The following is a 21,580-nucleotide window of genomic DNA, read 5'->3' as shown; positions in this document are numbered from 1 at the left end:
TCGGCGTTCAGCGTCAGCGTGCCAAAGTCGCCATCAATGGACACAGCCACGTTGCCAGACACCGGATTACTGGTGTCAGTGCCCGCAGCAACACCCACCACAGTGCTCGCCGCAAAGTCATCTGCACCCGACTCATCATTGACCAGAACATTGCCGCCGACACTGCTGCCCTCGCTCCCCTCTACTACATCGGCCAGGGCAGTCGGACCATCGTCATACACCACAGCATCCAACGATACCGTCGGCGATACATCACCATCGCCATCAAATACCCGCACCGGGAAGCTCTCGCCGACCTGGTCGGCTGCGCCTGTTGCGCCGGCATTACTGTGATCCAGGGTGTTGGCATTGAGGGTGTAAACCCAGTTACCCGCTGCATCGAACTGCAAGGTGCCGTATGCACCTACAACGGTGCCGCCGCCCAGTACGTTGACCCAGACACCATCAGCACCCTGTATTTCAATCCGGGAAACGCCATCCGGCGAGTTGATAACCAGGCTGCCATAGGTGAACTCGGCAGTGCTGCCTGGGTTACTGCCACTCCCAAGGGCGGCCTCGTCGACTACACCGGGACCAGCCACTACTCCGGGCTGATTACCGCCGCCATCACCACCGGGCGGACCATCCAGATAGATCACTTCGATTACAGGAGAGAAGTCAGGTACTTCAGGCGGAGGGGGCTCGGGGGTATCGAGCAATACATCGGGGTCAGGATTGGGAAATTCGGGGCCACTCTGCAGTCCCTCTGTAGGGAAGCCGATCACCGGATCAAGCTGGCCGCCAACCTCGCCCAACAAGACAAAGGAGTGGCCGCCTCCTGCACCGCCCGCCGCTCCACCTGCACCTGCGCCTGGCCCGGCAGCAGTTGCCTCGCCAGCCAGGGTTGGGTCGACACCGGCTTCGATGGCCGCCTGCAGTTGTTCGACATCGGCTAGCTCGCTGTCACTCGGCGCGGCCGGCGAAGTATCGGCAGCCGGCGCTTGCGAGTCGGGACGGTAGGCCAGCATCTGTTCCGTAAGGGTCAGGCTACTGTCACGCCCGAGGGTCAACTGCTGGCCATTGGTCATTGCGACCGCGATGGCTCCCGCCGCCCCTGTGACGATCTGCTCGCCGGCGAAAACGCGGTCGCCTTCAGCCAGTGGTCGCCGCGTTCCATCGCTGGCTACCGCATAGACTTCGCCGACGACCTGACTGACGACACCAATTAGAGTAGCCATGATTCCATCCTCACTACAGCTGTCGACCACCGCCGACACGTATTTTCAATACGGTCAGATCACCTTCCGAAGTCGGGATGAAAACAAGAACTGTGAGTGAGCAAGCGACGCAGGAAGCTATTAATAAAAACGCTAACGACAAAAAATTGTCACCAAAGCCTGCGTTGTACTACTCCATCAAACAACTCCCGCCCGAATCGTGTCTGACCACCTGCTTTAATCTGCGCATACCTGCGAGAAGCCCAAAAGTTCAGGCTAGTCTTCCAGAACAATGTGCTGCTTTTCTCGGAGTGCATAAGATTTTTTCCTCATAAGAGGTGTAATCAATTTTTCTAAGCTACAACTAAAGATGTTCTTAGCTGTGATGTTAGAAGCTCAGATCAGTCCGACAGTTAAATAAGCCATTTTTTTGGCGTCCGGATTCAGAACATCTAAAAAGGAGAGTCACGATGCGCGTACTCAACCCGCTATGGGCCGCTGTATTGCTGGCGTCGATCAGCACGCAGGCCCAGGCCATTAGTCTTTCGGAAGCTATCCAAAGCACGCTGGACAACCACCCCGAAGTGCATGCAGGTGCCAACAACCGCCTGTCCTCGGATGAAGAGGTGAAAATTGCCAAGGGGGGCTATCTGCCCACTGTTGATCTGCTGATGGGTTATGGACGGGAATACACGGACAACCCCACGACCCGAAGTGCAGGCAACCACAACACGGAAACCCTGACTTACGGCACCTCGGAGCTGCGTTTGCGGCAGATGCTGTTCGACGGCTTCAATACGCCCAATGAAGTAGCCCGCACCCAGGCGGTGGTCAACTCCCGCGCCTATCGTCTGCTGGGTACCTCGGAGAGCCTGGCGTTGAGGACCGTAGAGGTTTACCTGGATGTGCTGATGCGCCGCGAAATGCTCGAACTGGCCCGCAACAACCTGCAGGCCCATCAGCGCATCAATGACCAGATCGGCTTGCGCAGCCAGCAGGGTGTTGGCAGTACAGCCGACCTCGACCAATCCGAAGCCCGCCATGCATTAGCCCAGAACAACTTCTACACCGAGCAGGTCAACCTCGCGGACGCGGAGGCCAATTTCTTCAGTGCCGTTGGGCGCATGCCCGATGAGCTGGAATCCCCGAGTTCGGTCAAGGGCACAATGCCGGAAGACCTTGCTTCGGCACGCCAGACCGTGATGGACAACAACCCCTTCCTGAAATCGGCTCAGGCCGATGTCAGTGCTGCCGAGAAGCAATATGAGGTAGCCAAGTCGCCATTCTACCCACGCCTTGATGTGGAGCTGGCCACCGCAGCCAATGACAACACCCAGGGCATCGGCGGCCATGACAACAGCTGGCGCGCGGCCGTGGTGATGAACTACAACCTGTTCAATGGCATGCGCGACAAGGCCCGGCTGCAATCGGCCGCACACCAGATCAACGAATCGATGGATATTCGTAACAACGCCTTGCGGGTGCTCAACGAAAACCTTTCCCTGGCCTGGAACGCCATGGACAACGCTCGCCAGCAAACCCCAACCGCCCGTGACTATGCCGACTACACCGCGCGAGTTCGCGAGGCTTATCAGCAGCAGTTCAGCCTGGGCCAGCGCACCCTGCTCGATCTGCTCGACAGTGAAAACGAGCTGTTTACCGCCAACCGTCGTTACAGCGAGGTGCGTTTCCTCGAAGAGTTCTCCATGTACCGCGTGATTGCTGCCATGGGTGACCTGCTGCGCCAGCAACAAGTTGTAGTACCGGCTGAAGCTGTAGCTCTGAGCGAAGTGAAGAGTGAGGCGCGTTTGCCGGCAATGAAGTAGTAGCGGCTCGGGAGTAGTTCAATTTGACCACCATGGAACGGCCTGGGGCATCCAGCGATCCACGTCTCAATCACGATGATCCGCTGCTCGATGGCCTGTTGATACTTTGCAAACTCCACGGCTGCTCGGTCAGCCGTGGCAGCCTCAGTGCCGGCCTGCCGATGCCTGAGCAACGCCTGACCCCCGCTCTACTGCCTCGCGCAGCGGCGCGGGCGGGCTTGCAGGGGCGTCTGTTACGTCGCGACCTGGCCAGCATCTCACCACTTAACCTGCCGATTCTGCTGCTGCTGAACGATGGCCGCAGTGCGGTATTGCGCCAATGGGGGCCGAAGAACCAGGCGCAGATCCTGCCCTGTGAAACAGACGGCGGCGCGCAATGGGTTGACCGGGAAAAACTGGCCGCCGAGTACAGCGGCCAGGCCTTCTTCGCGCGGCCGCGGCATGAACTGGAAGAAGCTCGTACGCCGCTGATACCGCGTATCGAAGCCTGGTTCCGCGACACCCTCAAATTGTCTCGCTGGCTGTATACCGATGCCATGCTGGCCAGCCTGCTGATCAACCTGCTGGGTCTGATGATCCCGCTGTTCGTCATGCAGACCTATGACCGCGTGGTACCGAACCAGGCCACCGCGACGCTCTGGGTACTGGCGCTGGGCCTGTTTATCGCCATGGGCTTCGAGTTGCTGCTGAAGATACTTCGTGCCCATCTGCTGGATACCGCCGGCAAGAAAACCGATGTGGTGCTTTCCGCCACGCTGTTCGAACGTATCACCGGCATGTCGATGAAAGCACGACCGGCCACAGTGGGTGGCTTCGCGCAAAGCATTCATGACTTCCAGGGGCTGCGGGACTTTCTCACCGCCGTGACCCTGACCAGCCTGATCGACCTGCCCTTCTCGTTTCTGATGATTGCGGTGATCTGGCTGATTGGCGACTGGCTGGTGGTGATCCCCCTGCTGGCGTTCCCGATTACCGCGCTATTCGCCTTTGCCGTGCAGGCCCGCCTGCGCGACACCGTTGCCAAGAGCCTGCAGCTGGCCTCGCAACGCCAGGCCCTGCTGATCGAAACCCTGGGCGGCCTGGAAACCCTGAAAGCCTGCGGTGCCGAAAGCGAGCGCCAGCACCAGTGGGAAAAGACCCACGGAGCCCTGACCCGCCTGGACGTGCATGCCCGCTCCCTGGCCGCCATCGCCACTAACGGCACCATGTTCCTGCAACAGTTCGCCGGTATGGCCACCATCGTTGCCGGGGTCTACAGCATCATTGCCGGCAACCTCAGCGTCGGGGCCCTGGTGGCCTGTTACATGCTTGGCAGCCGGATCCTGGCCCCCCTCGGCCAGATCGCCGGGCTGATTACCCGTTACCAGCAAGCACGCCTGACCATGGTCAGCACAGACGCGCTGATGGCCCTGCCCCAGGAACGCCAGGCCAAACAGCGCCCGCTGGATCGCACCCAGCTGCAGGGTGCCCTGGAGCTGCGTCAAGTCACCTTCAGTTATCCGGGACAGAGCACACCCGCCCTGGCAGGTATCAGCCTGCGCATGAATGCCGGTGAAAGGGTCGGCATCATCGGCCGCAATGGCTCGGGCAAGAGCACCCTGGCCCGCCTGCTGATGGCGTTTTACACCGCAGATGAAGGGCAGATCCTGCTCGATAATATCGACCTGCGTCAGCTCGATGTTGCAGATCTACGTCACCAGATCGGCTATGTCGCCCATGACCTGCCATTGTTAGCCGGCAGCCTGCGCGACAACCTGACCCTGGGTGCCCGCTATATCAATGATGCACGCATGCTCGAAGTCGCGGAAATGACCGGCGTAGTCGACCTCGCCCGGCAGCACCCGCAGGGTTTCGACCGCCCCGTAGGCGAACGCGGCCAGCTGCTTTCCAGCGGCCAGCGCCAGGCCGTACTCCTGGCCCGCTCCTTATTGCTGGACCCACCCATCTTGGTGCTGGACGAACCCACCAGCTCCATGGACAACACCAGTGAGGACCTGCTGCGCACCCGCCTGCAAGCCTGCGCCCAGGGCAAGACCCTGCTGTTGATTACCCACCGTGCCTCCATGCTCAGCCTGGTCGACCGACTGATCGTGCTGGATAACGGCCATATCGTTGCCGACGGCCCGAAAGAGGCGGTTATCGAAGCGTTGCGCAAAGGCCGGGTCGGCCCGGCAGCGGTCTAGGAAGCCAAACATGAACCAGTCGCTCCGCAGCTATTTCGCCAGTATGCGCCAGCACAAGCAGGACACCGAGTTCATGCCCGAGGTGGACGGCGCGATACTCGAAGACTCCCCCTGGTTTACCCGGATCACCGTCTGGGCGGTCAGCAGTTGCCTGCTGGTCGCGCTGATCTGGGCCCACTTTGCCGTACTGGAGGAAGTCACCACCGGTGAAGGCAAGGCCATCCCCTCAAGCAAGATCCAGGTCATCCAGAACCTTGAGGGGGGCATCGTCACTGAGATTTTCGTCCGTGAAGGCCAGGTGGTGGAAAAAGGCGATGTTCTGTTGCGCCTGGACGACACCCGCTTTATCTCCAATCAGGGCGAGACCGAGGCCGACCGGCTGGCCCTGGTGGCCCGTGTCGAGCGTTTGACCGCAGAGGCGGAAGGCCGTCCCATCGCTATGCCGCAAGAGATTCTGCGCCAGGCCCCGCAACTGGCCGAAGACGAAATGGCCCTGTACCAATCGCGCCAGGGTCGCCTGCAAAGCGAACAGCGCACACTGGGCGAACAACTGCGGCAAAAAAGCCAGGAACTGGCCGAATTTCGCGCCAAAGCCCAGCAGTACCGCGCCAGTATGGGGCTGCTTCAGCAGGAGCTGAACATGTCACAACCGCTGGTCGCAAGCGGTGCCATTTCCCAGGTTGAAATTCTCCGTTTACGCCGCAGCCTGGTGGAAATACGCGGCTCGCTGGATGCCACCAACCTGGCCATACCCAGGGCGGAATCGGCGATGGCAGAAATCAAAAGCAAGATCGAAGAGTCCGAACTGGGCTTTCGCTCCGATGCCTTCAAGGAGCTCAATGAAATCCGCACTGAGCTGACCAAGCTCACCTCCACCAGCGTCGCGATTCAGGACCGGGTCAGCCGCACCACCGTGGCCTCGCCTGTGCGTGGGGTAATCAAGCAGCTCAAGGTCAACACCATCGGCGGCGTCGTCCAGCCTGGCAGCGATATGCTGGAAATCGTCCCCCTGGACGACAGCCTGCTGGTCGAAGCCAAGGTACGTCCCCAGGATGTGGCGTTTCTTCATCCAGGACAGAAAGCCATGGTCAAGTTCAGTGCTTACGACTTCACCATCTATGGCGGCATGAAAGCCAACCTGGAGCTGATCAGCGCCGACACCATCACCGATGAAGAAGGTAATAGCTTCTACCTGATCCAGGTCCGCACCGATAAAAGCCACCTGGGCAGCGACGAGCACCCGCTACTGATCATCCCCGGCATGGTGGCCACCGTGGACATCATCACCGGCAAGAAAAGCGTGCTCGACTACCTGCTCAAACCGGTGCTGAAGGCCCGCGCCGAAGCCCTGCGCGAACGTTAGAAGTGGGTCGCGGTAAAAGCGCTTTTGTAGCCCGGATGCAATCCGGGGAAATCTTGCGCCTACAAAGCCGCTCCCGGATTTCATCCGGGCTACCCAGTGCCGCCGGCCTTTCAACCTTTCTAGCCTGAACGAGTGACTCAAGGTGGGAGGGGCTCAATAGCCACCGCGTAAAGCTCGCCGCTGAAGCGCCTCCCACGGTTCGTAGCACGGGTAAGCGCCAGCGCAATCCGGGAAACCTAATCCCGGATTGCGCCAAGGCTTGTTCAGGCTACAAGGTGCGCGTCTGGGCGATGCAATATGGCGAAGCCCTCGAGCGTTCAGCTCACACCGAATCCACCCGCAGTGCCTGGTCGCCAAACAAGCCATCGATCATCCGCGTGGTATCCACGCCGCCGCTGACGATGCCACCCGCGCCGGGGGTGACGCCGTAATGAGTGGCCAGGTCGATACCGGCCAGCTCGATGGTCTGGGCCGCTGGGCCTGTACCACTGGGGCTGACCGAGATCAGCGTGCTAAGCGACCCGCCGCTATCGACCACGGCGAAGTTGAGGTAATCGCTCAAGCTGCCGGAGGTCTCGCCGCTGAGTAAGTCGCTCAGATCCAACGCATCGCCCTCGCTGCCGCCCAGGGTGAAGTCAAGAATCCGATCGTGCCCCTGATCGCCCGCATTCCAGACGAATGCATCCTGGCCACTACCGCCAATTAGCAGGTCATCGCCCATCCCGCCGATCAAGGTGTCGTTGCCGCCCTGGCCGAACAGCACATCGTTACCGGCCCCGCCTACGAGCAGGTCAGCACCGCCGCGCGGGTCGCTGCTGAGGTTGAGCGTCATGGCATGCTCAACGATGTAGCTACGCACCTGCTCCACGCTGGGCACGCCCCCGCCATTACTGGCTTGCAGGAAGTCGAGCAGGGCCTGATAGCCCTGGCCGTCGTGGCTACCGGCAGGATTTCCGTCCCAGGCCAGATGATCGGTGTTCAGGCTGTCGCCGAAGAGGATGTCGTCGCCTGCACCGCCGTAAAGCTGGTCGTCGCCGAGCGGCAACGGGATAGTATCGGTGGAGTCGCCGATCAGCAGCGCCTGCAGCTCTTCGGCGCTGTGCACGATTTGTGAATCACCGGTCGGGGCTGTGACCGTGCTGCCGTCGGGCAGGTTTACTGTGCCAGTGCCGCTTGGGCCGGTGTTGTCGAACATATCCAACACCGCCGAGGTGCTGGCCGAACCTATGCTGATCGCATGCACCTGGATCGGATTACCGCCAATGCCGGTGTGCAGCATGCTGTTGGCGGCCTGCAGGGCTTCGTCGACATCGCGGAAATTGGAGATATTGGCGGTATCGAGCACCGGGTTGCCCGACTCGTCCAGGTACATGGTGGGCTGGCCGTCGGAGAGGAAGAACGCCAGTTGCTCGAAGTTGTTCGCATTGTCCGCACCGGCAGTGACAATCTGCTCGTTGAACCATTGCGTGGCCTGGACAAAAGCCGCCTCGTAGTTGGTATGGCCGGTCAGGCTCATGGCGTCGATGGCGGCCAGCAATAGGCCGACGTTGGCGGCATTGAGTCCATAGATGGTGGTCACAGTCCCCACCGTGCTGCTGAACGGCATCAACTGCACGTTGATCACGCCGTCATGGTCCTTGATCTGGTTGGCCAGGTGAGTCAGGGCATCCTTGGTCAACTGGATACGCGACACCCCCGAGCCGGAATCGCGCTCCATGCTGCCGGAGATGTCCACAATCAGGGCGATGTTGTAGTTGGTGCCGGGGGTGATCAGGCTCTGCACCCCGCCGGCGTCGCCGACCAATACATCGTTACCGGAGCTGCCGGTCAGACTGCCGGCACCATCGTCGTCCAGCGGGCTGGCCACCAGATGCGGCGCGCTGCCCCCCGCTTCGTCGTCGGCATTGCTACCGACCACCAGTAAGGGCGGCGACTGCGGAGGATCCACTGGCGTGACGGGATCGATTGGCGGCGTTACCGGAGGATCCACTGGCGTGACGGGATCAATTGGCGGCGTTACCGGAGGATCCACCGGCGTGATCGGATCGATTGGCGGCGTTGGCGTGCTCGGAACCGCGGGGTCGACACCATCCTGCGTATCAGCGGCCGGCCGCAGCGTTATATCCAGGCTGGCAAAAGGCAGAGGCCCGGTCTCGAAACCGATCTCCGGTTCCAGCTGGCCGCCCGTCTCGCTCAGCAGCACGAACGAATGACCGCCGCCACCGCCATTACCACCCGTCTGCGGCCCGGCCGCCGGGGCCTCTGCGATCAGGGTCGGGTCTTCATTAGCGGCGATGGCACGCTGCAGCGCCTCCACCTCGCGCAGTTGCTCGGCGCTGGGCTCAGGTGGTAACTGCTCCACTGCCTCGCCGGCGAGCCATGCCGGGCTGAGCAACAGGCTACTCGCGCGCCCCATGGTCAGATCGCCGCCTTGGTCGAGGCGAATTGCCACGGCACCGTCGTTGGCGCAAACCAAGCGCTCGCCGAGAAACACTCGGTCGCCTTCGACCAATAGACGGGTTGAACCATCGCTAGCGACAGCCGAGACCTTGCCAACAACCTGAGTAACCACCCCAATGGAATTGCTCATGCATTCTCTCCTTGATAAGCGGCAGAGCAACGCAAGAGGCGCACCCGATCCGATCTGTAGTGCCAAGTCAATGCACAAGGCTTGGGCAAGCGGATCGAGTATTTGGTTTAACTAATCGTTAAGACCGTTTTATCCATAATAGGCAATGACTTATCGCGATTTAGGCTAACCACGCCATATCGCCATGCAGACAGTTATTCAACGGTCCGCTGGGTCCAGGTGGTTACGCTGAAAGGTCTGCTCGCCCATGGCCGCAATCTGCCCCTCGATCAGGGCCTCGAACGGCCTGAGCAAGGCATCAAATTGCGCCGGGGCCTCCAGGGTTGCCAGCGCGCTGACAATGGCTTCGATAGTCGAGAGCACCCCCGCTTGCGGTGCCTTGCGCAACCGGTAACGCGACTGCAAGCCAGGCTCCAGGCTGACCCGCGGCAAAGCAGCCAGCAGCGGATTGCAGTGCAACAACTTGCGCGCCTTACGCCAGGTGCCATCGGGCACCACCAACAGGGTTGGCTGCCCAGCCGCTTGTTCGGCGAACTGCAGCAACGGCAGCGCGCCCTCCCCCGGAAACAGCAGGCAAGCCTGGTAACCCGGCTGCGCCAGCAACTCGGGCAAATTCTCGAACACCTCACCCACCCGCAGTTCGGCGTTGCACAAACCCAAAGCGGCCAAGCGCGCGGTATTTAGCGCATGTTTGACCTCGCTGGGGTGCTGCAGAATCAGCAGCCGGGTACGGCTGTGCAGTTGCGGGATAAGGGCACACAAACAGTGCTCGAGCGGGCGGCTACAACGTGGGCATTGAGGGCGTGACATCGGTCTCTCCTGATGTCGCGCAGTTTGCCATAAGGCCACGCATGGCTTTAACAGGCATTGACTGCGGCATTATCAGGAGTAATGTAGCGATAGCTACCAATTATGTAGTATCAGCGATGAAAAAATGGCTAACCCTGATCCTCGGTCTACCCACCGCCAATGCCACCGCGCGCATGCGTGCCTGGCGCGCTTTGAAGGCCAGCGGTGCCGCCGTGCTACGCGATGGCGTCTATCTGCTGCCGGACAACCCGGCCTGCCGCGAGGCCATGGTGGCCATCGAACGTGACATTCTGGCGATCAACGGCACAGCCTATCTGCTGCCGATCGACGACCCCGAAGGCGAGCGCTTTATTCCGCTGTTCGAGCGCAGCGCCGATTACGCCAAGCTGCTCGGCGAAGTCGACGCCTGCCATGCCGGGCTCAACTCAGAGAATGCGCTGGCCTGCACCAAGCAGATTCGCAAACTGCGCAAAGCCTTCGCGCAACTGGCGAGCATCGACTTCTTCCCCGGCCAGGCCAAACAGCAACTCGACGACGCTCTGCAAACCTTGGAAAGCGTGGCCAGCCGCGCGCTCTGCGCGGACGAGCCGAGCAGCCAGGATCTGCCGATAGCGGTACTGAACCGACATGACTACCACGGCCGACTCTGGGCCACGCGCCAGCGGCCCTGGGTCGACCGCCTCGCCAGCGCCTGGTTGATCCGCCGTTTTATCGACCCCGACGCGCGCTTCGTTTGGCTGCGTTCGCCCGAGGAATGCCCCGCCGAAGCCCTGGGTTTCGACTATGACGGCGCGACCTTCAGCCATGTCGGCCAGCGCGTGACCTGCGAAACCCTGATCGCCAGCTTCGCCCTCGGCGAACCCGGCCTGCAACGCGTCGCCACCTTGGTGCACTACCTGGATATTGGCGGCGCGCAGCCAGCGGAAGCCGCCGGGGTCGAGCGGGTACTGGCCGGGCTGCGTGAAACCCTGATGGACGACGACCAATTGCTTAACGCCGCCAGCAGCCTGTTCGATGGCTTGCTGGCCGCCTTCGTAAAGGAAGAAACGACAGATGACTGAGCCCATAGCGACTGCCGAACAGAGCGTCGAACCCGTCAGCTTGTTACAGGCGTTCTGGTTCTGGCTCAAGCTCGGGTTGATCAGTTTCGGCGGCCCGGCCGGGCAGATTTCCATCATGCATCAGGAGCTGGTGGAGCGACGCCGCTGGATCTCCGAGCGACGTTTCCTGCATGCGCTGAACTACTGCATGTTGCTGCCCGGCCCGGAAGCGCAGCAGTTGGCCACCTATATCGGTTGGCTGATGCACCGTACCTGGGGCGGGGTGATCGCCGGCGGGCTGTTCGTGTTGCCGTCGCTGTTTATCCTGATCGCCCTGTCGTGGCTGTATATCGCCTTCGGCGACGTGCCGCTGGTGGCCGGAATCTTCTACGGGATCAAGCCGGCGGTGACCGCCATAGTGCTGCAGGCGGCCTATCGCATCGGCTCGCGGGCGCTGAAAAACAATTGGCTGTGGGCCATCGCCGCCGCCTCCTTCGTCGCCATTTTCGCCCTCGATGTGCCCTTCCCGCTGATCGTGCTCGGCGCGGCGCTGCTGGGTTATATCGGCGGGCGCTTGCTGCCAGCGCAGTTCAGCGTCGGCGGCGGCCATGCGGCCAGCGATAAATTCTTCGGTCCGGCGCTGATCGACGATGACACCCCACCCCCCGCCCATGCGCGTTTCAGCACCCTGCACCTGGCGAAAATCGCCGCCATCGGTGCCACGCTCTGGCTATTGCCGATGGGCCTGCTGCTCTGGCTGTACGGCTGGGACGGCACCCTGACGCAGATGGCCTGGTTCTTCACCAAGGCTGCGCTGCTGACGTTCGGCGGTGCCTATGCGGTGCTGCCCTATGTCTACCAGGGGGCCATCGACCATTACGGCTGGCTGACCCCGACGCAGATGATCGACGGCCTGGCCCTGGGCGAAACCACGCCGGGGCCGCTGATCATGGTGGTGGCTTTCGTCGCCTTCGTCGGTGCCTATGTGCAACAGGTGTTCGGGCCCGAGCAGGTATTTCTCGGCGGTGCCGTGGCGGCGACCCTGGTCACCTGGTTCACCTTCCTGCCGTCGTTCCTGTTTATCCTCGCTGGCGGGCCGCTGGTGGAGTCGACCCACGGCGAGCTGAAATTCACCGCACCGCTGACCGGCATCACCGCCGCGGTGGTTGGGGTAATCCTAAATTTGGCGTTGTTCTTCGGCTACCACGTGCTCTGGCCGGAAGGTTTTAGCGGCAGCTTTGATTGGCCTTCGGCGCTGATCGCCCTGGCCGCGGCCGTGGCGCTATTGAAGTTCAAGCGCGGGGTAATCGAGACCATCGCGGCATGCGCCTTGGTCGGTTTACTGGTGCATCTGGGACTGAACTGAATGGGAGCCGAGCGATGAACCGAATCACCATAAGCGAACTGGCGCAGTGGCAAGCGGCAGGACACATTTTCAGCTTGGTCGATGTGCGCCGGGCCAGCGTGCGTCTGGCCGACGCGGCGCAGATTTCGGGAGCGCAGTGGCGCGACCCTGATGCGCTATTCACTTGGAAAGACGAAATCCCCAGAGACAGACCGGCGATTTTCTACTGCGCCCATGGTCACGAGATCAGCCAGGGCTGCGCCGAGACCCTGGCCGCCATGGGCCTGGATGCACGCTATCTAATCGACGGTTTCGCCGGTTGGCGCGCTGCCGACCAAACTATCGAGAGCCTGGCCGACTAACCTGCTCTGCGCGCTGTCGGCGGGGTGGAATTGAAACTAGCGACGCGGACGCTGACGCGGCGCTTTCGGGGCGCGCGGGTCGTCATGGCGTACGGGGATGGGTTGCAGCTTCGGCCGATCAAGCAAGCCAAGGGCAACCAGCATGTCCTCTAAGACGTTATACAACTTGGCGCTCATGGAAATTCCTCCTGCCAAGGACTGCGACAGGGTGCGAGTTGCACCCTCTGTCAGCGTAGATTAACCGCGGCAAAAATGCCGGGGCGCGGCTCAGATCAAACAGCGCTGAGACGAACGGTTGTTCATCCGCGACTAATACACTTATCGGCAGCGCCGGCGATGCCTGCAGTTCAGCCACGCCGCGTGCCCATAATTGATAGGTCATAGATGCGCCCGCCGCCCCAAAGATTCAAGGGCACCGACACACCTTGCCATCTATTCACGGCCCTACGCCCTGCGGACTGACGCAATCGTCCGTTACAGCCCTACTCCAACTGTTCAGCCTTGCGCCTGTAGGGGAAAACGTCGATCACCTTGCCAGCACGAATCGCATCCTGCAGGCTTTTCCAGTAGTCGGCGTCATACAGTTCGCCATGTAACTGACTAAACAGCTTGCGCTGCTTCATATCCGCAAACAGGAACGGCGGAAACTCTTCGGGGAACACATCCAGCGGGGCCACTGAATACCAGGGTTCGGAGGCCATTTCGTCCTCGGGGTAACGCGCCGGCGGAATACGCCGGAAGTTGGCCTCGGTGAGAAAGCAGATCTCGTCGTAATCGTAAAACACCACCCGGCCGTGACGGGTCACGCCGAAGTTCTTCAGTAGCATATCGCCTGGGAAGATATTCGCCGCCGCCAGCTGCTTGATTGCCAGGCCGTAATCATCCAGCGCGTCGCGCACCTGGGCCTCGCTGGCACTTTCGACATACATGTTCAGCGGGGTCATGCGCCGCTCGGTCCAGCAGTGGCGCACCAGCACCGTATCGCCCTCCACCACCACAGTCGAGGGTGCTACTTCCAGCAACTCGGCCAGACACTCGGGCTCGAACTTGGACAGTGGAAAGCGGAAATCGGCGAACTCCTGGGTATCGGCCATGCGCCCGACCCGGTCGACGGTTTTCACCAGGCGGTACTTCTCGATCACCGTACCGCGGTCGACGTTCTTCGACGGCGAGAAGCGATCCTTGATGATCTTGAACACGGTATTGAAGCCCGTAAGGGTAAACACGCTCATGACCATGCCGCGCACCCCGGGAGCCATGATGAACTTGTCGTCGGTGGTGGCCAGGTGATTGATCAGGGCGCGGTAGAACTCCGACTTGCCATGCTTGTAGAAGCCGATTGAGGTGTACAGCTCGGCGATATGCTTGCCCGGCAGAATGCGTTTGAGAAAGCTGACGAACTCCGCCGGGTAGCCGACCCGCACCATGAAATAGGAGCGGGTGAAGGAGAAGATGATCGACACCTCGGCCTCGTCGGTGATCAAGGCGTCAATCTGGATACCCTGACCTTCACGGTGCAGCAGCGGAATCACCAGCGGCCATTGCTCGTCACGGGTGTAGATGCGCCCCACCAGATATGCGCCCTTGTTGCGATACAGCCGCGAGGCGAACAGCTCGATCCGCAGCTCCGGGTCCTTGCATACCCAATCCGGTAGGTTTTCGCGCAGCTGCTTGAGCAGGCGCAACAGGTCGCGCTCCAGGTTTTCATAGCCCACCTCGAAGCTGAAGTCCTCGAACACCTGGCGCAGGGCCTGCTCCATATTGCCTGCGGGCTCGTAGACCCGGGTCTGCGGTGCCCGCACGTTGCCGCGCAAGGACGGCCGCGTGGTATGGATAAACATGCAGCCGTCATTGATCTGGTCGTGACTGAACAGGCTGCAGAAGATCGAGTTGAACCAGGTTTCCGCCAGTTCGTCGTCGTAGCGTGGGTCGATCAGGGCGATATAGGCCGACTTGACCAAGGGCCACTGCACCACGTCCAGCAGCACCTCGTCGGCATAGGCCTGGTGCAGGCCTGCACTGACCGCGCCGACGCACTCTTCATAGAGGGCAATACGGGCGGCCGAGGCCTGCTGGATCTCCTGCCACTGCGCCTGTTCGAAACGCACGCGCGCGCCATTGGTGATCTGGCGGAACTGCTCACGATAATCGTCAAAACCATCGAGGATAAGCTGGGCGATAGCACCAGCGGGCCATTGCTGCGGCATGAACGAACCTCTGCGCGAAGAAAGACGGAGCACCCGGCGAGCTTAGCCAGTGGCGGCGGCAAGTAAAAGCCGGCAAAGACCGTAAAGGGTCTTAACTGCGGCGAAATATTGGCGAACAGCTATTTGAAAGCGTTTTTCGAATTGCCTTGATGCCCTGGCCGGGCAACACTGCGCGGCCTTTTCAACTGCTGTGGAGTCTGTCGTGCGCCTTGCCGACCTGCTGCGTCTGCTCTTGCTGGCTGCCATCTGGGGCGCGAGCTTTCTGTTTATGCGCATTGTCGCGCCGGTGCTTGGCAGCATGCCGACGGCCTTCTTCCGCGCCAGCTTCGGCATGCTCGGCCTGCTCGCGATTCTGCTGTTGATGCGGGTCAGCTGGGATTTTCGCGGCAAACTCAAGCACTGCCTGGTGCTGGGCGTGATCAACGCCGGCCTGCCCTCGGCCATGTACTGCATGGCGGCCCTGGTACTGCCGGCGGGTTACTCGTCGATTCTGAACGCCACGACCCCGATGATGGGGGTATTGATCGGCATGCTGTTCTTCGCCGAAGCGCTGACCTTGAGCAAGGCCGCCGGCGTGGCCATCGGCCTGTTTGGCGTGGCGGTGCTGACCCGCACCGGGCCGGTCGAGTTTGACCTGGATCTGCTGCTGGGCGCGGCAGCCTGCTTGGTGGCGACCATCTGCTATGGCTTTGCCGGTTTCCTCACCCGACGCTGGATCGGCCAGCAGGGCGGCCTGGACAACCGCCTGACTGCCTTCGCCAGCCTGTGCGGTGCCAGCCTGTTCCTGCTGCCTTTATTTGCCGGCGCGCTGGCCCTGCAGCCGCCGGCCAGCTGGGGCGGTCTGAATGTGTGGTTGTCCCTGGCGAGTCTGGGGCTTATCTGCACCGCCTTCGCCTACGTCCTGTATTTCCGTTTGCTCAGCGATATCGGCCCGATCAAGGCCTCGACCACCACCTTTCTGATCCCGCCCTTTGGCGTGCTCTGGGGCTGGTTACTGCTCGACGAGCCGCTGTCCTGGGCCTATCTGTATGGTGGGGTGCTGATCGCCGTGGCGTTGTGGCTGGTGGTAAGGCCGAGCGCGGCTAAAGCGTAGGATGGGTGACAACCCATCAATCGGCTGATGGGTTGTCACCCATCCTACGGCTACGCGCACCCTACGAAAAAGCCGCCCGAAGGCGGCTCGTTCACAGGCGCAGCGTGACGCTTACTGCTGCAGTTCCTGCTCGGTAAACATATCGCTGAACAGCATGCTCGACAGGTAGCGCTCGCCGGAATCCGGCAGGATCACCACAATGGTCTTGCCCTGCATGCCGGGCTCGTTTGCCACGCGCAATGCGGCTGCCATGGCTGCGCCGCAGGAGATACCGCAGAGAATCCCCTCCTCGCGCATCAGACGCTGGGCCACAGCCTTGGCGTCGTCGTCAGTTACCAGCTCGACCCGGTCGACCATGGCCAGATCCAGGTTGCTCGGTACAAAACCTGCGCCAATGCCCTGGATCTTGTGCGGGCTGGGCTTGACCTCGTCGCCGGCCAGGGTCTGGCTGATCACCGGCGAGCCCAGCGGCTCCACCGCTATCGAAAGAATCGGCTTGCCCTGGGTCTTTTTGATATAGCGCGAAATACCGGTGATAGTGCCGCCCGTACCGACGCCTGACACCAGCACATCAATTGCGCCATCAGTATCGTTCCAGATTTCCGGGCCAGTGGTCCTTTCATGAATCGCCGGGTTGGCCGGGTTATCGAACTGCTGCGGCATAAAGTAGGTGCTGCTATCCGAGGCGGCGATCTGCGCAGCTTTCTCGATAGCGCCCTTCATACCCTTGGCCGGCTCGGTCAGCACCAGTTCGGCACCCAGAGCCTTGAGCACCTTGCGCCGCTCCAGGCTCATGGACGCCGGCATGGTCAGCAGCAACTTGTAGCCACGGGCCGCGGCGACGAAAGCCAGGCCGATACCGGTGTTACCCGAGGTGGGTTCAACTATGGTCATGCCCGGCTTGAGCACGCCGCGATCTTCCGCATCCCAGACCATGCTCGCGCCGATGCGGCACTTTACCGAATAGGCTGGGTTGCGCCCTTCGATCTTGGCCAGGATGGTGACGCCTTTAGGCCCCAGGCGATTGATCATCACCAGCGGCGTGTTGCCAATAGATTGCGCGTTGTCTGCGTAGATGCGGCTCATGGCAGTATCCTTGTGCGAAGTTGCCGAATAAGCTCTCAAGCCTATGACGCCTGTGCCTGGCCGTCCAGCCCGCTTGTTTACAGAGTCGCAACCCCTACCCTCCACCACGAGTCTGTCCTTTATGAAGAAACGCTACAGCATTCCTCAATGGATACTCCTGGGCATAGTCGTCGCCCTGGTGGCGCTGCATTTCGCCCTGCCCCTGCTGGTGCGCGACTACCTGAATGACAAGCTCGCCAAGATGGGCGACTACCGCGGGCATATCGCCGATGTCGACCTGGCCTGGTGGCGCGGTGCCTACAAGATCAACGACCTGCGTATCGTCAAGGTCGACGGCAAGGTGCCGCTGCCCTTTGTCGAAGCCCCGCTTATCGACCTTGCGGTTAGCTGGAAAGCGCTCTGGAATGAGCGCGCCGTGGTGGCCGAGGTGGTGTTCGAGAAGCCGGTGGTCAACTTTGTTGACGGTAAAAACAAGCAGAGTTCACAGACCGGTCAGGGCACCGACTGGAGCGAGCAGCTGACCAAACTGCTGCCCATCACCCTCAATGAGGTGCAGGTGGTCGAGGGCGTGGTGCATTTTCACAACCTGACCTCCACGCCCCCGGTGGATCTGCAGGCGACCCAGGTCAATGCCAACATTTACAACCTGACCAATGTCAGCGACAAACAGGGCGAGCGCGTCGCGCGCTTCGAAGGCACCGCCCAGTTACTCGGCCACGCACCGCTGGAAAGCAGCGCAACCTTCGATCCCTTGCGCGGGTTCGAAGATTTCCAGCTGAAGTTGCGTGCCACCGATATCGACCTACCGCAGCTCAACGACTTTTCTGCGGCCTACGGCAAGTTCGATTTCAAGGCCGGCAGCGGCGATCTGGTTATAGAAGCGAGTGCCGATGACGGCCAGCTCCGCGGCTATATCAAGCCCCTGTTGCGCAATGTGGAAGTGTTCGACTGGCAGCAGGATGTGGCCAATCAGGACAAGGGCCTGTTGCGCGGCCTCTGGGAGGCCCTGGTTGGCGGCGGCGAAACCCTGCTGAAGAATCAGCGCAAGAATCAGTTCGCCACCCGCGTGGAACTCAGCGGCAACGTGCGCCAGCAGAATATCAGTGCGCTTCAGGCGTTCCTCGCCATCCTGCGCAATGGTTTTGTCGAAGCCTTCACTACCCAGTTCGAAAACCCGGCCAGCCCGCGCGAACCGGTCAAGGAGTGACGGACCATTCAGTGACTGAATACGCCGTCTACGTTCACAGTGGCCCGGCTCGCGCGTTATAGTCGAACTTTTCAAATACTGAACCCGCGGGTATGGCCCTGCGCGTTACCGTTCGAGGATTTACCGATGAAGTTCGAAGGCACCCAGTCCTACGTCGCCACCGACGACCTCAAGCTCGCGGTCAATGCCGCCATCACCCTGGAGCGTCCGTTGCTGGTCAAGGGCGAGCCGGGCACGGGTAAGACCATGCTGGCTGAGCAGCTGGCTGAGTCCTTTGGCGCTCGCCTGATCACCTGGCACATCAAGTCCACCACCAAAGCCCACCAGGGCCTGTACGAGTACGACGCGGTCAGCCGCCTGCGCGATTCGCAGCTGGACTCGGACAAAGTCCACGACGTGCGCAACTACATCAAGAAGGGCAAGCTGTGGGAAGCCTTCGAATCGGACGAGCGGGTCATCCTGCTGATCGACGAGATCGACAAGGCCGATATCGAATTCCCCAACGACCTGCTGCAAGAACTCGACAAGATGGAGTTCTACGTTTACGAGACCGACGAGACGATCAAAGCGAAAAAGCGCCCGATCATCATCATCACCTCGAACAACGAAAAAGAGCTGCCGGACGCCTTCCTGCGCCGTTGCTTCTTCCACTACATCGCCTTCCCGGATCGCAACACCCTGCAGAAGATCGTCGATGTGCACTACCCCAATATCAAGAAGGATCTGGTCGCCGAGGCGCTGGACGTATTCTTCGACGTGCGCAAAGTGCCGGGCCTGAAGAAGAAGCCCTCCACCAGCGAACTGGTCGACTGGCTCAAGCTGCTGATGGCCGACAATATCGGCGAAGCGGTGCTGCGCGAACGCGATCCGACCAAGGCCATCCCGCCTCTGGCCGGTGCTTTGGTGAAGAACGAGCAGGATGTGCAGCTGCTTGAGCGCCTGGCCTTTATGAGCCGCCGCGCCTCGCGTTAAGGCTTGTCTCCCCTCTCCCCCTGGGAGAGGGGCCGGGGGTGAGGGTTCCGGCAGGCCACTCGGTGTCGCCCGCTTGCCCTCACCCTAACCCTCTCCCAGGGGAGAGGGGACTGTTCGCAATATCCTGTGAGGATGCAGCCATGCTGCTCAACCTATTCAATGAAATGCGCGCCGCCAAAGTACCGGTCTCGGTGCGCGAGCTGCTCGACCTGATCAACGCGTTGAAACACAACGTGGTGTTCGCCGATATGGACGAGTTCTACTTCCTTGCGCGGGCGATTCTGGTCAAGGACGAACGCCATTTCGACAAGTTCGACCGCGCGTTCGGGGCCTATTTCAAGGGCCTGGAAAACCTCAACCAGCATATCGAGGCCTTGATCCCCGATGAGTGGCTGCGCAAGGAATTCGAACGCTCACTGACCGATGAAGAGCGCGCCAAGATCGAATCCCTCGGCGGCCTCGACAAGCTGATCGAGGAGTTCAAGAAGCGCCTCGAAGAGCAGAAGGAACGCCACGAAGGTGGCAACAAGTGGATCGGCACCGGCGGCACCAGCCCGTTCGGCTCCGGCGGCTTCAACCCGGAAGGCATCCGCGTGGGTGACGCCGGCAAGCGCCAGGGCAAGGCGGTCAAGGTCTGGGACCAGCGCGAGTACAAGAACCTCGACGATCAGGTCGAGCTGGGTACGCGCAATATCAAGGTGGCCCTGCGCCGCCTGCGCAAGTTCGCCCGTCAGGGCGCTCAGGACGAACTCGACCTCAACGGCACCATCGATCACACCGCGAAAGACGGCGGCCTGCTGAATATCCAGATGCGTCCGGAGCGGCGTAACGCGGTCAAGCTGCTGATCCTCTTCGACATCGGCGGCTCGATGGACGCCCACGTCAAGGTCTGCGAAGAGCTGTTCAGCGCCTGCAAGACCGAGTTCAAGCATATGGAGTACTTCTACTTCCATAACTGCGTGTACGAGTCGGTGTGGAAGAACAACCTGCGCCGCACCTCCGAACGCTTCTCCACCCAGGGCCTGCTGCACAAATACGGCGCGGACTACAAAGTGGTGTTCGTCGGCGACGCGGCCATGGCGCCCTACGAAATCACCCAGGCCGGCGGCAGCGTCGAGCACTGGAACGAGGAGCCGGGTTACGTCTGGATCAAGCGCTTTATGGAGAAGTACAAGAAACTTATCTGGATCAACCCCTACCCCAAAGACACCTGGGGCTACACCGCTTCGACCAATATCATGCGTGAGCTGTTGGAAGAGCAGATGTACCCGCTAACCCTGCAGGGGTTGGAAGACGGGATGAAGTTTCTCTCCAAGTAAGACAAGCGGGCCCAGCAGGGCCCGTTGTTCTTTTAGACGCTTTAAGCTGGACTGGTATCGCTGCCAGTCAGGCAGTCGACCAGTGCCGCAGCAAACCCCGACAACAGCTCGCGCTTGCGCACACATACTTTCAAATCGCGCTGAGCCCAGGGTTCTTCCAGCTCAATCACCGCCAACTGCGCGCCAGCGGTTACCGCACTGCGCGGCACCAGGCCGATGCCAACGCCGGCGCTGACCATGCGACACACCGCCTCAAAGCTGCGCACCTGAATCCGCACCTCAAGGTGTCGCCCCAGCGCGGCGGCGGCATTCATCGTAAAGGTATGAATCGCCGAGCCTGAATGCAGCATCACAAAGGGGTAATCCAGTACCTGGGCAAACAGGCTGCTGGTCCGCGCTGCTAGCGGATGATCGACCGGTGCAATCAGCACGAGTCGGTCGGCCCGATATGGAATCAGTTCAACCTCAGCGTCCGCAATCGTCCCCGCCACTACGCCAACTTCCACCTCACCGCGCGCCACCGCCATCAACACGTGCGGACTGGTGTGTTCCTCCAGGGAAATACTGACTTGCGGGTGGCACTGCAAAAAGGTCGAGAGGCTGTCGGGCAGAAAGGTATGGGTAGCGTGGGTGTTGGCCCACAGGCTGACATGGCCACGCACGCCTTTGGCGTAGGGCGTAAGGTCGGCATGCATCTGTTCGAGCTGGGCAAACACCTGGCGCGCATGGCGCAGCAACGCCTCGCCGGCGCGGGTCAGGCTGACGCCGCGAGGCTCACGCAGCAACAGCGACGTGCCGATCGACGCCTCCAGCAGACGCATACGATGGCTGGCCGAAGACGCCGCCAGATGCACGCGCTCGGCACCTCGGGTCAGATTCTTCGCTTCGGCAATGGCGACAAACAGGCGCAGATCAATCAGGTCGTAATGCATAGCGTTAGTTAAATCCGAACGATAGGTTGCGAAAAAGCCAATTCCATAA

Annotated in this window: 17 protein-coding genes; 10 read left to right on the top strand and 7 right to left on the bottom strand. The window is 61.0% G+C overall.

The features are described 5' to 3' along the window. On the bottom strand, positions 1–1,217 hold a 1,217-nt coding region (locus tag VMP31_RS16690; protein ID WP_325508824.1), incomplete at its 3' end, for a retention module-containing protein. A 449-nt stretch (positions 1,218–1,666) separates the two neighbouring features. Between VMP31_RS16690 and VMP31_RS16685 the strand changes: the two genes are divergently transcribed. From VMP31_RS16685 to VMP31_RS16675, 3 genes are read left to right on the top strand one after another with little or no spacing between them, the layout of a single operon-like run. Continuing rightward, the gene (locus VMP31_RS16685) at positions 1,667–3,022 is read left to right on the top strand and encodes a TolC family outer membrane protein (protein WP_325508823.1); all 1,356 of its coding nucleotides are present in this window, start codon (positions 1,667–1,669) and stop codon (positions 3,020–3,022) included. 32 nt (positions 3,023–3,054) lie between these two features. Further along, positions 3,055–5,205 carry a type I secretion system permease/ATPase gene (locus tag VMP31_RS16680; protein WP_325508827.1) on the top strand — a complete coding sequence of 717 codons (2,151 nt, stop codon included), beginning with the start codon at positions 3,055–3,057 and terminating at the stop codon, positions 5,203–5,205. Positions 5,206–5,215: 10 nt separating this feature from the next. Further along, positions 5,216–6,568 (top strand): HlyD family type I secretion periplasmic adaptor subunit, encoded by a 1,353-nt coding sequence (locus VMP31_RS16675; RefSeq protein ID WP_325508822.1) that lies wholly within the window; start codon positions 5,216–5,218, stop codon positions 6,566–6,568. A 322-nt stretch (positions 6,569–6,890) separates the two neighbouring features. On the opposite strand, the gene VMP31_RS16670 is transcribed toward VMP31_RS16675, so the two are convergent. Both VMP31_RS16670 and VMP31_RS16665 read right to left on the bottom strand, forming a co-directional pair. After that, on the bottom strand, positions 6,891–9,158 hold the full coding sequence (locus tag VMP31_RS16670) for a retention module-containing protein (protein ID WP_325508821.1): 2,268 nt from the start codon (positions 9,156–9,158) through the stop codon (positions 6,891–6,893). A gap of 198 nt (positions 9,159–9,356) precedes the next feature. After that, on the bottom strand, positions 9,357–9,968 hold the full coding sequence (locus VMP31_RS16665; protein ID WP_325508820.1) for a tRNA-uridine aminocarboxypropyltransferase: 612 nt from the start codon (positions 9,966–9,968) through the stop codon (positions 9,357–9,359). A 116-nt stretch (positions 9,969–10,084) separates the two neighbouring features. Between VMP31_RS16665 and VMP31_RS16660 the strand changes: the two genes are divergently transcribed. Genes VMP31_RS16660 through VMP31_RS16650 form a run of 3 tightly spaced genes read left to right on the top strand, consistent with a single transcriptional unit; the run spans position 10,085 to position 12,715 of the window. Beyond that, a complete protein-coding gene (locus tag VMP31_RS16660) occupies positions 10,085–11,029 on the top strand; it encodes a chromate resistance protein ChrB domain-containing protein (protein ID WP_325508819.1) in 945 nt (314 codons plus the stop codon). Next, the gene (gene chrA, locus VMP31_RS16655) at positions 11,022–12,374 is read left to right on the top strand and encodes a chromate efflux transporter (RefSeq protein ID WP_325508818.1); all 1,353 of its coding nucleotides are present in this window, start codon (positions 11,022–11,024) and stop codon (positions 12,372–12,374) included. The genes VMP31_RS16660 and chrA overlap by 8 nt, the downstream gene beginning before the upstream one ends. A gap of 14 nt (positions 12,375–12,388) precedes the next feature. Further along, positions 12,389–12,715 carry a rhodanese-like domain-containing protein gene (locus tag VMP31_RS16650; RefSeq protein WP_325508817.1) on the top strand — a complete coding sequence of 109 codons (327 nt, stop codon included), beginning with the start codon at positions 12,389–12,391 and terminating at the stop codon, positions 12,713–12,715. A 36-nt stretch (positions 12,716–12,751) separates the two neighbouring features. Here the strand turns inward: VMP31_RS16650 and VMP31_RS16645 are convergent, their stop codons facing one another. Together VMP31_RS16645 and aceK are read right to left on the bottom strand one after the other, a co-directional pair. Next, positions 12,752–12,892 (bottom strand): PA1414 family protein, encoded by a 141-nt coding sequence (locus VMP31_RS16645; protein ID WP_325508816.1) that lies wholly within the window; start codon positions 12,890–12,892, stop codon positions 12,752–12,754. Positions 12,893–13,197: 305 nt separating this feature from the next. Further along, a complete protein-coding gene (gene aceK, locus VMP31_RS16640; protein WP_325508815.1) occupies positions 13,198–14,922 on the bottom strand; it encodes a bifunctional isocitrate dehydrogenase kinase/phosphatase in 1,725 nt (574 codons plus the stop codon). Between the two features lie 202 nt (positions 14,923–15,124). Between aceK and VMP31_RS16635 the strand changes: the two genes are divergently transcribed. Next, positions 15,125–16,015 carry a DMT family transporter gene (locus tag VMP31_RS16635; RefSeq protein WP_325508814.1) on the top strand — a complete coding sequence of 297 codons (891 nt, stop codon included), beginning with the start codon at positions 15,125–15,127 and terminating at the stop codon, positions 16,013–16,015. A 111-nt stretch (positions 16,016–16,126) separates the two neighbouring features. Here VMP31_RS16635 and cysK read toward each other — a convergent pair whose 3' ends face one another. Continuing rightward, entirely contained in the window at positions 16,127–17,101 is a 975-nt protein-coding gene (gene cysK, locus VMP31_RS16630; RefSeq protein WP_325508813.1) for a cysteine synthase A, read from the bottom strand. A 121-nt stretch (positions 17,102–17,222) separates the two neighbouring features. Here cysK and VMP31_RS16625 point away from each other — a divergent pair, with 121 nt between their 5' ends. The 3 genes from VMP31_RS16625 to VMP31_RS16615 all read left to right on the top strand — a co-directional run bounded on the left by VMP31_RS16625 (position 17,223) and on the right by VMP31_RS16615 (position 20,599). Further along, positions 17,223–18,308, top strand: coding sequence for a DUF748 domain-containing protein (locus tag VMP31_RS16625; protein WP_325508812.1), 1,086 nt, complete (start codon positions 17,223–17,225; stop codon positions 18,306–18,308). A gap of 126 nt (positions 18,309–18,434) precedes the next feature. Continuing rightward, positions 18,435–19,280, top strand: coding sequence for a MoxR family ATPase (locus VMP31_RS16620; RefSeq protein WP_325508811.1), 846 nt, complete (start codon positions 18,435–18,437; stop codon positions 19,278–19,280). A 140-nt stretch (positions 19,281–19,420) separates the two neighbouring features. Then, positions 19,421–20,599, top strand: coding sequence for a VWA domain-containing protein (locus tag VMP31_RS16615; RefSeq protein WP_325508810.1), 1,179 nt, complete (start codon positions 19,421–19,423; stop codon positions 20,597–20,599). Positions 20,600–20,640: 41 nt separating this feature from the next. Here the strand turns inward: VMP31_RS16615 and VMP31_RS16610 are convergent, their stop codons facing one another. Beyond that, positions 20,641–21,531 (bottom strand): LysR substrate-binding domain-containing protein, encoded by an 891-nt coding sequence (locus VMP31_RS16610; RefSeq protein ID WP_325508809.1) that lies wholly within the window; start codon positions 21,529–21,531, stop codon positions 20,641–20,643. Positions 21,532–21,580 lie beyond the last annotated feature (49 nt).

Source organism: Pseudomonas sp. (genome assembly GCF_035512415.1).
Taxonomy (GTDB): Bacteria; Pseudomonadota; Gammaproteobacteria; order Pseudomonadales; family Pseudomonadaceae; genus Aquipseudomonas.
This window is presented reverse-complemented; position numbering and strand designations above follow the sequence as displayed.

What these genes read in the sequence shown, in the direction of transcription:
- aceK (WP_325508815.1), bottom strand. Translation starts at nt 14,922, where the DNA reads ATGCCGCAGCAATGGCCCGCTGGTGCTATCGCCCAGCTTATCCTCGAT.
- VMP31_RS16660 (WP_325508819.1), top strand. Translation starts at nt 10,085, where the DNA reads ATGAAAAAATGGCTAACCCTGATCCTCGGTCTACCCACCGCCAATGCC.
- cysK (WP_325508813.1), bottom strand. Translation starts at nt 17,101, where the DNA reads ATGAGCCGCATCTACGCAGACAACGCGCAATCTATTGGCAACACGCCG.
- VMP31_RS16650 (WP_325508817.1), top strand. Translation starts at nt 12,389, where the DNA reads ATGAACCGAATCACCATAAGCGAACTGGCGCAGTGGCAAGCGGCAGGA.
- VMP31_RS16665 (WP_325508820.1), bottom strand. Translation starts at nt 9,968, where the DNA reads ATGTCACGCCCTCAATGCCCACGTTGTAGCCGCCCGCTCGAGCACTGT.
- VMP31_RS16620 (WP_325508811.1), top strand. Translation starts at nt 18,435, where the DNA reads ATGAAGTTCGAAGGCACCCAGTCCTACGTCGCCACCGACGACCTCAAG.
- VMP31_RS16610 (WP_325508809.1), bottom strand. Translation starts at nt 21,531, where the DNA reads ATGCATTACGACCTGATTGATCTGCGCCTGTTTGTCGCCATTGCCGAA.
- VMP31_RS16680 (WP_325508827.1), top strand. Translation starts at nt 3,055, where the DNA reads ATGGAACGGCCTGGGGCATCCAGCGATCCACGTCTCAATCACGATGAT.
- VMP31_RS16645 (WP_325508816.1), bottom strand. Translation starts at nt 12,892, where the DNA reads ATGAGCGCCAAGTTGTATAACGTCTTAGAGGACATGCTGGTTGCCCTT.
- chrA (WP_325508818.1), top strand. Translation starts at nt 11,022, where the DNA reads ATGACTGAGCCCATAGCGACTGCCGAACAGAGCGTCGAACCCGTCAGC.
- VMP31_RS16625 (WP_325508812.1), top strand. Translation starts at nt 17,223, where the DNA reads ATGAAGAAACGCTACAGCATTCCTCAATGGATACTCCTGGGCATAGTC.
- VMP31_RS16675 (WP_325508822.1), top strand. Translation starts at nt 5,216, where the DNA reads ATGAACCAGTCGCTCCGCAGCTATTTCGCCAGTATGCGCCAGCACAAG.
- VMP31_RS16615 (WP_325508810.1), top strand. Translation starts at nt 19,421, where the DNA reads ATGCTGCTCAACCTATTCAATGAAATGCGCGCCGCCAAAGTACCGGTC.
- VMP31_RS16670 (WP_325508821.1), bottom strand. Translation starts at nt 9,158, where the DNA reads ATGAGCAATTCCATTGGGGTGGTTACTCAGGTTGTTGGCAAGGTCTCG.
- VMP31_RS16685 (WP_325508823.1), top strand. Translation starts at nt 1,667, where the DNA reads ATGCGCGTACTCAACCCGCTATGGGCCGCTGTATTGCTGGCGTCGATC.